An 11,084-nucleotide genomic window follows, 5' to 3' on the forward strand; every position below is an offset into this window, starting at 1 on the left:
ATTAATTCAAAATTATAACCTCTACCTAAAGTCAGATCAATTCAAAATTCAAAATTATTAATTCAAAATTATAACCTCTGCCTAAAGTCAGATCAATTCAAAATTCAAAATTATTAATTCAAAATTATAACCTCTGCCTAAAGTCAGATCAATTCAAAATTCAAAATTATTAATTCAAAATTATAACCTCTGCCTAAAGTCAGATCAATTCAAAATTCAAAATTATTAATTCAAAATTATAACCTCTGCCTAAAGTCAGATCAATTCAAAATTCAAAATTATTAATTCAAAATTATAACCTCTGCCTAAAGTCAGATCAATTCAAAATTCAAAATTATTAATTCAAAATTATAACCTCTGCCTAAAGTCAGAGGCTTGAAATCAGGAAAATATTTTTGATTTTTTAGTTCTAAAGAACAAGGCTTTAATCCTTAATTAAACAATTATTGAAATTAAGGAATAAACCAAAATTTTTGAACTTTGAATTTTTAATTTTGAATTCAAAAAATGGTCATTTCAGTTATCAGTTATCAGTTATTAGTTATTAGTTATTAGTTATCAGTATCTCCAGCTTCATTCGGAGGCTGCAGAGCTTATTTCTTGGTCAATAATTTTTTGAGTTAAGTCAGTAATATCTTCAAAGTTAAATTGATTGACACAATCTATTAATACTTGAGATAAATTAGAATTAGATGCCGGAATTTCTTTGGCTAAGTTAATAATTAAGTCCGTATCTGCTAGAAGAGCTGCTTGATGCAAATATCTCACCCATCCCATAGGCATTGCTAACAACATTTCGGGAGTTAAATAATTTTTTTGTGACAAATTTTGTGGCTGAAAATTATGATTTTTTTCTGCTGTATAACTATTTTTATAAATGTAGCGGACTCCTAAATGTTCAGCCATTTTATCTAACAGAATTGCCTGGGAAATTGGCTTCATAATTAAGTTATCGCAACCTGTAGATAAAATTTCACTAGGCTGATCTTGAAAACTTTGAGTTGTCAGAGCAAAAATTACAGGTATCTGAATATTACTATCTCTTTTAATATATTCGATCGCTTCCTTTCCCGATTTTACTAATATCTCTAAATCTATCAAAATTAGATGGGGTTGCAAATTTTCCCAAATATTAGTTATCTGATTAATTTCAGTAACTACCTGCACAACAAAACCTATATTGTTTAAGATTTTAAGTAATAAAATACTGTCAACTTCTAATGTTTCGACAACTAAAATCCGATATTCTGGTTGATGGGGTGCTAAAGCTATAATCCGATCGGTATTTGCAATTTCAATTTCAGGTAATTCTGCCTCCTCTATCTTAATATCAAATGTAAATTTTGTTCCTAAACCCACTGTACTACTAACAGAAATATTCCCTCCCATCAGTTGTACAAATTGTTGGCTAATAGTTAAACCTAATCCAGTTCCTTGTTTAGATCGGCGACCTGTTTCTGTTTGCTCAAAAGCTTGAAATAATTTATCTGCTTCTTCTGCAGCAATACCATAACCTGTATCATTTACTTCAAATTGTAGATGATTTTTATCCTGTGTTTTGCTAATACTTAATGTGACTCCTCCTTGAGCAGTAAATTTGATTGCATTTCCCAATAAATTAATTAAAATTTGGCGTAATTTTTCCTCATCAGTTTGAATATATTGAGGCACATTAATATCCCATTTACATTGTAGATACAAATTTTTTTCAGATGCTTTCAAACTAAACATTTTTTCCAGATTATTTACTAAAGCAAATAAGTCAAAACTAGCCATCTTTAATGTTGTTTTACCAGCCTCTATTCTAGAAATTTCCAAAATACTATTAATTAATTGGAGTAAATGCTCCCCTGCTTGATTAATAATCTGAATAAATTCCTGATTCTGAGTAGATAGAGATGAGTCATAATTCATTAGTTCAGTAAAACCAATAATTGCATTTAAAGGAGTACGCAATTCATGATTCATCAAAGCAATAAAGTTACTTTTAGCTTGACTAGCTGCTTCTGCTGCTATTAAGGCTTTTTCTAACATTAATGACTTTCGTTGAGTTTCAGCTAATAATTCTGCTTGTTGTAGAGCTACTCCTAACTGAGTGCCAATTTGAATAACAATATTAATTTCTAGGTTTTCCCACTTACGAGGGGCAGAATTTTGATAACAAGCTAATAATCCCCATAGTTTATCGCTACAAATGATGGGAACAGTAATATATGCTTTGGCTTGAAAATACTCTAATACTTGAATATAACAATCAGTAAATCCAGCTTGATAGATATTTTCAACTACTCGGTACTTTGTGCCCTGACTATAAATACCGCCTTTTTCTGTTTGCAAATAAGTATCCTCAATCACGTTGGGATCAGATTCATCTTTGAGACAGTTTTCATTTTCTAGAGCGTTTTGTTTAAGAGTGGGATCGTTTTCTTGCTCCTGCTGTAAAATTTTCCATCCACTTGTGACTGACTCTGCTACAAATTCCCCACTCCAGTCAGGATTAAATTTATAGATAACTACGCGATCGCAATTAATTGTTTGTCGTAACTCTTGAGTTGTGGTTTGAAATATGGTGGGAATATCTAGACTCTGACGTATTTTTTGAATAATTATAGAGATGACTTTTTCCCGTTTACTGCTTGCTTGTAATAACCATATAGTTTGTTGGCGCTTTTCGATTTCATATTGTAAGTTATTCAAAGCTGTTGATAACTCAGCAGTCTGTTGTTGTATTTCTGTTTCTAAGTTCTGATTAGTTTCCTGCAATGCTGCTTCTGCTTGTTGGCGTTGAGCTACTTCTGTTTCTAATTGTTGGTTAATTGCGTCTAGTTCTGCGGGAGTTTTCAGAGATAAAAATTTAGGTAATAGCTTTACCAGTTGCCAAGCTGTGTAGCAAGCAATTAGGGCAGTGATAGATTTTTCAATCCCGATTAGCAAATGAAAAGGATTGGGATACCATAGACTTAAAATTACCATCAAATGATCTATGCCACACAAGATCATCACAGTGCAGAATAAGCCAAATAATCTTGAAAGTATTACATATTTCCGTTTTTGGAGATAGTAAGTTAGGATTGCTGGAATCGAAAAATAGGCGATCGCGATGAATAAATTTGATGACAAATGTAACCATATTAATTGAGGTTCCCATAGGTAGCTGTTTACCTGGAGAATAAAATTAGAACTTAATATTTCCTGCATAATTATTAGTTTGTTTTTATGTATTATACTAATTTAATCAAATAATTTTACAAATCATTAGCTTATTGTATAAGTAGGAAGTATACTGTTTCACGAAAGTTAAAACTTATAAGTTAGATTTTATAGACTAAAAACTTTGACCTTAGACTAATTTTCTTGGATTCTTTCACATTTAAAGTTTGAAACTATTTGTGAAAATTTTACAGTTAATTAATATTTATATAGAAATAGTTAAATTTATTCCCTAATACATTCCTAAGCCGACTGCTCCTTTACCCTATTCCTCATGTACAGCAAAAAATTATCTATATCTTATTATACCAATTTCAAATCAGCCAGGAATAGAAAGCAAGGATTAAGTAGATTTTCTGAACTAAAATTGCATCTGTTTCTTGGTTTTAGAGACTATTTGTATGAATTATGGGAAATAATTTTGCTAACTTTTAATTTTTTTAGAGTCGAATTTTTGACCAAATATTTATCAAAAATATATAATCTTTACAGATTTTTAAATCTATTAATATCCCATTTATTAATCCTAAAATTAGCTAGCAATAAATTGAGGTAGTTATTGAATAAAATAATCTCTTAAATTAGTAATTATTTTGATTTTAATCAGTTTCAGATTAAGTGGGTAGAAAAAATTAAATTTCAAATAATTCCAGTAAGTTAATTTACCCAAATTTATGCTGATTTATGTAACAACAATTAATGAATTTACCTCATTTATAAGTAGGTTCTTACTTTGTACTTATCAGCACTTTTAAAGTATTTTGAGGTGTAACTTCAGAGAATTCCAAAGAATAAATTATCCAATTTTTAGAATCGACCTACTTATTTGACTCTCACACCTTTCTATTCCCTAATTCCCTGCTATTCCGATGTTCTTATCATCATGCAAGGCTCTGATATGAGGCGTACTAATACCAAGGGCGATAAATGTTTGCTATAAATATCTAGGGAATTTTTTAAGATTCAGGAGTTAGAATTTAGGAGTTAGAATGAATAGCTTCAATAGCATTTCTTAGTTTATAATTTATTAAATTTGTCACAAGGATATCTCCAGTAAAATACGTACGATTACCCTTACTATTAGTAAAATTATTTTTTCAGGCATGGTATTAATAAGTAGATAAAATTACACATTAAATAATTGCAGATCACTTCTCTAAGGGTCTAGTCACTAAACCCCTATATACTCCTCCTTTTCAAAGTTAACTTTGTTGATAAGCAGGTACTTAATCTTGAGCTTGCTCATATAATTAAATCTAATCTAGCTACAGTAATTAGTATTGTATATATAATGTTCTATAAAATTAGATATAAATAGTTTTTTTATGGGAATAATAATAATTTATAATTATAAGTTTATTATAAGTTTTTGTTCAAATTATCCAAACTAAATAATTATCAATATGACTCTTGATGAAGTAATACAAATACTTAATGCTAATTTACCTCATCCTCTGAATGAGCTGCAGAAATATATATTGCGTTCTTCCTGGGAAAAAAAAACATATATAACAATGGCTAGTGAGGTATATTATGGACCAGAACATCTAAGAAAAGTTGCGAGTGAACTATGGTCATTACTCAGTAATTACTTGCAAGAACCGATTTCTAAAACTAATTTGCGTGAATATTTAGAAGCCTTAAATCTGACAGAATCACAGCAAAAATTACTTAGGAAAGAGCAGCAAAATCCAACAGAAAATATACGTATAGAATTTCCTAGTGGTGTGATGTCTTTGGAGTCTAACTTTTATATAAATCGTCCTCCTATAGAAGAACTAGCTTACTCCGAAATTAATGAACCTGGAAGTATTATTCGGATTAGAGCGCCTCAAAAAATGGGGAAAAGTTCTCTTATGGTTAGGATTCTCCATCATTCTAGATGTTTGGGTTATCATACTGTCAATATAGACTTCAGACAAGCAGAAAAAGATATTTTTTCTTCTGTAGATAAGTTTCTGCGTTGGTTTTGTGCCAATGTTACTAAACAGTTGTCTATAGAATCTATGTTGGATGAATATTGGGATGAAACCTTTGGCAGCAAAATTAGCTGTACAAGTTATTTTCAAGATTACCTACTATGGCAAATTAATAGTCCAGTGGTATTAGCATTAAATGAAGTAAATAGACTGTTTAATTATCCGGAAATTGCCGAGGATTTTTTGCCATTGTTACGCTCCTGGTACGAAAAAGCAAAACAGGAAGAGATTTGGCAAAAATTGCGCATGATTGTTGTGTATTCTACAGAAGTTTATATACCATTGAAAATCAATCAATCTCCTTTTAATGTCGGATTACCACTGAAACTACCTCTTTTTAGCTTACAACAAGTGCAAGATTTAGCACAACGCCATGGACTATCTTGTTTAAAGGACTCTCATCTTACGCAACTGCTGGCAATAGTGGGGGGACATCCTTATCTAGTGCGACTCGCTTTGTATCATCTCCATCGGGGAGAAATTCCTTTTAAACAGCTATTAGAAGAAGCACCAACCGAAGCAGGAATTTACAACGACCATTTACGGGAATTATTAACAATGCTTGAGGAGGAAGAAAAATTGAAAGAAGCTTTTAAACAAATTATTACTACGAAAGGAGGAGTGGATATAGATCCAATAATAGCTTATAAGTTGGATAGCATGGGGTTGATAACTATTAATAAGGATTTAGTAAGGCCAAGCTGTGAGTTGTATAGATTATATTTTGAAAAGCAATTATCGCGTTATGTGTAGGTGTGGATGTCCTGGGAGGTGTGGGGAGTGTGGGGAGTGTTGGAGGTGTGTTGGAAAGTAGGAGAAATAATTTTTCCTTGATTTTTCTGCCTCGCCCTGCCCCAAAGTCCTCACTTTATGCAGCTCTTTTCACCGAAAAACTGATACTTTTTCACGACTTAAAATGCCTAAAACCTTTATCTGTAAATGCTTTTATCTTTAATCAGCAAGCCCTATGTAGAAACACATACAGGGTTATTAACGAAGTCAGAATTTAGAAGTCAGAAGTCAGAAGTTATTTTTATAACGGGGATTTGAACAAGACTCCAAAAACGTTGTTATGCTTTATAAACATCTTTGACTTAACATAAAACTTGATCAAACAGAGAAGTTATTTAGTGCCGTGACACACCTAAAATATTCCAAGAGTAGGGGCGGGTTCCGGGTTAATTTAACGAGGATAAACCTGAAATTATATGAACCTGCCCCACTCTCTCCCCGCGCCAACGATCTAATGCACGGTTTTAGCTGTATCAGTCCAGTACAATGTATTTAAAAATAGGGTTTTTTCTGCAAGCGGTGATTTTATACCCATTCTCTCATCTTGAAATTTAATCGCAACCGTTCTCCTCTTAATCCCCCCACACTCTTTAATCATAAAAGGGTTTTAGGAATTCCCGCTCAAAGATAGTTCAATAATTATTAATTATTAATTGTTAATTAGGGTTTGCTGATTAAATTTTAAAGCATTGACTCCTAAAGGTTTTAGCCGGTAATGGTCTTTAAAAAGTACAAGGTTTTTGCTAAAGATTGCTCATGCATGGAGCGGATTTTCGGTTGACAAGATCCGAAAAATCAAGGGATAATTCTTCCTTCTGCCTTCTGTACGGACGTTGCTTGAGCATTAATGGGTTTTCCTTACGGAATGCTACGCTTTCCATGTCGCATAGCGTTAACGGAGTTATGCGCCAGCAAAACGTCCCTACCCCATTCCTCCAGTCTCGAGTCTCGAGTCTCCTGACTCCTACCCTCACCCATAAGACTTTTTCAGCAAACCCTAATTATTAATTATTGAACCAACTACCTTATTCAATTCTCATTGGGTTTAATACCTTCACCAAAATCTGGTAAAATTTGCTCTTCAACAGATATATTCCTATCACTTTCTAATCTGTCTAAAATTTCTAACATTTCCCGTTCAAACGCCACACTAGCACGATTAGTTTTACCCCCTATATAAAGTTGCTCGCTCTGTTGCCAAGCCCAAATTTGGGAGTGAGAAACATAACTCATTAACACACTCAACATTAATAAACCAAAACCTAAATAAACAATTGGAATTCCAGGATCGGCTTTTATTTGTATACCTGTACTACCGATAATTTTGTCAACAAATAAGGTTACGCCATTAACTTTTGTAGACATTCCTTCTCGTACACTAGCAACTAATTTACCAGTAGCATTATAAATTAATACAGTTCCTTGTAAATCTTTGGCGAGTAAAGATACACCTTCGCTTAAATCTGGTTTTGTAGGAATCCAAGTTCCCCAAATTCTCCCGCCTCCTGCTGTATCTAATTTTGCCATTGGTAACTGAAAAACAGGGCTTTTATTAATTCTAACTTTGACTGCAGAAATTCCCCAATCTGCTTGATACATTGTCACTCCATGATACCGCATGGGTTGATTGACAAATATGGTTTTTCTATCTACTTCTTCGCCACTTTTATCTAATACTGATAGGTCTGAATAAAACTGGTCAATTGTTCCTTCTGGAGTATAGTCTATCCAGAAACGATTGACTCGTACTGACCAATTTTTGGGAATTTGTGATTCGGCAAAAATTCCGGCATCAACAATATTTTGAACTTGAAATGTTTCCCCAGTTGGCACTATTTCTTGACCAATAAATCCGGTTATTGAACCGATGATTGAGCCAGCTAAAATTATGAGCATACTAGCATGAACTATTATCGGACCGACTTTGCCAATAATTCCTTTTCTTCCATAGAGTTTATCTGATTCTTTAGATGTTTGATAACCCTTTTTCTGTAATATTTTTTCTAGGGAATCGAGGGAAGCTGTTTCTATTTCTGCGCTTAATGTTAAGTTTTCAAATTGTTGTTTTTTATTGTAAAATTTCCAGCGTTTAGCAGATTTTAGAGCGGGTAATTGTCGGGTAAAGGTGCAAGCTGTTAAACTGGCTCCGAATAATATTAATATTGATAAAAACCACCAGGTACGGTAAACATGGTCTAATTCTAATAATAAAATTACTTTCCAGGTTAAAAAACCAAATAATGCTGGTTTTTCTGGATAGTTTTCTTGATAAAAAGCTATTGATTCTCCTTGTTCTATAACTGTGCCAGAAATACTGCAGATAGCTATGATTAAAAGCAGAGCGATCGCTAAACGTAAATCAGCTAATAATGGCAATATTTCTCGTCTAAATATTTTGAAAGGATTGAGGTTTCCATTTAATTCTGAATCTTGAGCATCCATTGATTTAATTCCTATTAGTTTCAACAATTTTTTTGTATAGCAGGGAACACTTAACTGGGAACACTTAACTGGGAACAGTTGGGAAAAAATTTCCTAGTCTAAGATTTATCATCATTCCATGTTTTCACTAATTCTTTGTTAGCTATATTCAATAATTAATAATTAATAGTTAATAATTACCACTTTTTCTCCATGAATTGAGAGGCTTTATACCTTGATTTTTCGATAATTCGATAAGTATATATGTAGTAATCAGGAATCAGATGTGAGTATTGAAGTTTTCCTTTAATCAAAAATAAAATCAACTATCCCGCAGAAATAATCAATTATTTCCCCCTACTCCCTATTCCCTATTCCCTATTCCCTAGCGCTATACAATTCTAGATAACAGTGAAAATACACCAAAACCAACTAATAAAATTCCACTAGCAGGTGTAATCCAACTAGACCATTTTCTGATTTCCAAAAATTTTTTAATATTAGCTGTAAAAGTTCCAGCTAATATCAAAGGTGTTACATAACCCAGGGCGTAAAATAGTAAGAAAATTCCACCTAAAATCAAGTCTCCAGTAGTAGAAACCCAAGCTAATAATGTTGCTAATACAGGAGTGCTACAGGGAGATGCTATTAAACCAAATGTTAAACCTAATAAATACGAACGTACTCCTTTAGGTAAATCTTGAGATATCCATCCCATACTGTCAAAAGATGGCATTGGTAATGGTAATGCTTCTAGTAAGTTAAGACCCATTAAAATAGCAATTATACTAACAATAATTGGTAATCCTATACCTACTTGCCCATAGACTTTTCCCAGCAATGATGCTATAATTCCTAGTCCAGCAAGAGTTGTTGCTAATCCTAGAGAAAACCAAGTAGATTGAGCAGTCGCTTGAATACGACTTTGAGCTTCATATCCGCCAATGTAACCGATAGTTATTGGTAGCATGGACAGCATACAGGGAGTAAGACTGGTTAATAAACCAGCGACAAAGATGATGAGTAAACTTGCCCAACTCAGGTGTGTTAGTTGAGTTTTCACTAGACTATTTGCATATTGGGCAGTTTCGTAAAGGACAGTTAGGATAGTTTCCATAGTTTGGTTAATTGGTAATACAGTTTTATCGGTTTTCTGTTTATAGGATTTTTGACACCTTGAGCCAACTAAGATATTTTATACCAAATTTTCAAAATAATGCTATGATTATAAATTTGCTACTTTGTCTTCAGGGGTATTGAATCAGTTTGGTCATAATTAGCTGGACTGTAGCTCAATTAGATAGAATTAGTATGATGATAATTTGCTTGAGGTGAGTCGAGATGTTAATTTTGATTATGAGTAATGCTCGGTCTTAAGTGCTTTATCCCTTTAGAGAAGAGTTTTTTAGATTTTAGATTTTAAGGGGATTTAAGATTTTCTCTGGAATTATCTGAAACAAATCAATCCCAAATTAAATCTATGATGTAGGATGATTTTTGAATGTTTAGTAAAGGGGAATTGAAATATTTCAAACAAATTAAAATAGTGAGACATCGAGCCAGGTTTATTGACAGCAATATAACCGGTGATTATACTAACAGGAGAGTCAAAGTATAATTATATGGCCACTGTTAAAACTGCAATATCATTACAAGAGTATCTATTTGAACAAGCTGAAGCAATAGCGGCAGAAATGAAAATTTCTAGAAGTCGTTTAATTGCCATAGCTCTAGAAGAGTTTATCCGTCGGCATCAAAATCGAATATTGTTAGAAAAAATAAATGCTGCTTATGGAGATATTTCAGATACAGAAACATCCAGTTCGATAAGTAGTATTACTGAACATCATAGGAGTATAATAGAGGACGAGTGTTAATTAATCAGGGCGATATATTCTGGATAGAATTAGGTGAACCATCCGGTTCTGAACCTAACTATAGACACCCTCATGTTGTCATCCAAAACAATGTTTTTAATTTTAGTCTAATTAATACTGTTGTTGTTTGTAGTTTAGGTTCTAATCTGAAGCTTGCTGCGGTTCCTGGTAATATTGTCTTGTCTCCTGGTGAGGCTAATTTACCAGATCAAAGAGTGGTGAATATATCCCAAATCTTCACAGTTGAAAAAGCCAAACTGACAGATAAAATAGGTACTCTTTCACTGGAGAGAGTAGAGGAGATATTAAATGGAGTAGAACTCTTGCTCAAACCAACAGAAATGGAACAATAATGATTTTTTAAGCCTTTGCTCCTCACCTTACTTCCTAGATTTGATTATTAGTAATATTCGGCTCATCATTTAATTCTAGTTATTCTAGATAAATTTTTGTTTTATAGCAAGAAACAGGGAACAGCGGTGGGACTCCGCGTCGGCGACAGAGGCAAGGGAACGGTGACAAAGAGAGGGAATAGGGAATAGTTGGAAAAATATTTTCCCAATCTAGATTGCTCATCAATCTATGTCCTACCCAATTATTTCTGAGCTTGATTAACCTTTTGAAGGGAGATTTTTCAGGGTAGAAAAAATTTAATTTCTACCTGCCAATTTAAGGCTACAGTTGAAAAATAATTCCTAAGTTGATTGAGATTTATATTCCGACAAGGAACAGGAAACAGTGCACCGGGAAGCAGGAACAGTCGGAAAAATATTTTCCCAATCTAGATTGCTCATAAATCTATTTC

General features: G+C 33.0%; 7 protein-coding genes. 4 read left to right on the forward strand and 3 right to left on the reverse strand.

Annotated elements, in window-relative coordinates:
- Nucleotides 1-573: 573 nt before the first annotated feature.
- A complete protein-coding gene (locus tag F6K40_RS00410) occupies nucleotides 574-3,198 on the reverse strand; it encodes an ATP-binding protein (protein ID WP_293129780.1) in 2,625 nt (874 codons plus the stop codon).
- 1,415 nt (nucleotides 3,199-4,613) lie between these two features.
- Between F6K40_RS00410 and F6K40_RS00415 the strand changes: the two genes are divergently transcribed.
- Nucleotides 4,614-5,942 (forward strand): AAA-like domain-containing protein, encoded by a 1,329-nt coding sequence (locus F6K40_RS00415; protein ID WP_293129783.1) that lies wholly within the window; start codon nucleotides 4,614-4,616, stop codon nucleotides 5,940-5,942.
- 2 nt (nucleotides 5,943-5,944) lie between these two features.
- Nucleotides 5,945-6,199 carry a hypothetical protein gene (locus F6K40_RS00420; RefSeq protein WP_293129786.1) on the forward strand — a complete coding sequence of 85 codons (255 nt, stop codon included), beginning with the start codon at nucleotides 5,945-5,947 and terminating at the stop codon, nucleotides 6,197-6,199.
- An 811-nt stretch (nucleotides 6,200-7,010) separates the two neighbouring features.
- Here F6K40_RS00420 and F6K40_RS00425 read toward each other — a convergent pair.
- Together F6K40_RS00425 and F6K40_RS00430 are read right to left on the reverse strand one after the other, a co-directional pair.
- Nucleotides 7,011-8,423, reverse strand: coding sequence for a cytochrome c biogenesis protein (locus tag F6K40_RS00425; RefSeq protein WP_293129790.1), 1,413 nt, complete (start codon nucleotides 8,421-8,423; stop codon nucleotides 7,011-7,013).
- Between the two features lie 370 nt (nucleotides 8,424-8,793).
- Nucleotides 8,794-9,519 (reverse strand): cytochrome c biogenesis protein CcdA, encoded by a 726-nt coding sequence (locus F6K40_RS00430; protein WP_293129793.1) that lies wholly within the window; start codon nucleotides 9,517-9,519, stop codon nucleotides 8,794-8,796.
- 505 nt (nucleotides 9,520-10,024) lie between these two features.
- On the opposite strand from F6K40_RS00430, the gene F6K40_RS00435 reads away from it, so the two are divergent.
- Nucleotides 10,025-10,279: a hypothetical protein gene (locus tag F6K40_RS00435; RefSeq protein ID WP_293129796.1), complete on the forward strand. Its 255-nt coding sequence runs from the start codon at nucleotides 10,025-10,027 to the stop codon at nucleotides 10,277-10,279.
- Nucleotides 10,273-10,632: a type II toxin-antitoxin system PemK/MazF family toxin gene (locus tag F6K40_RS00440; RefSeq protein WP_293129799.1), complete on the forward strand. Its 360-nt coding sequence runs from the start codon at nucleotides 10,273-10,275 to the stop codon at nucleotides 10,630-10,632. The genes F6K40_RS00435 and F6K40_RS00440 overlap by 7 nt, the downstream gene beginning before the upstream one ends.
- The last annotated feature ends 452 nt before the right edge of the window (nucleotides 10,633-11,084 follow it).

It is taken from the genome of Okeania sp. SIO3I5, assembly GCF_010672085.1.
Taxonomy (GTDB): domain Bacteria; phylum Cyanobacteriota; class Cyanobacteriia; order Cyanobacteriales; family Microcoleaceae; genus Trichodesmium.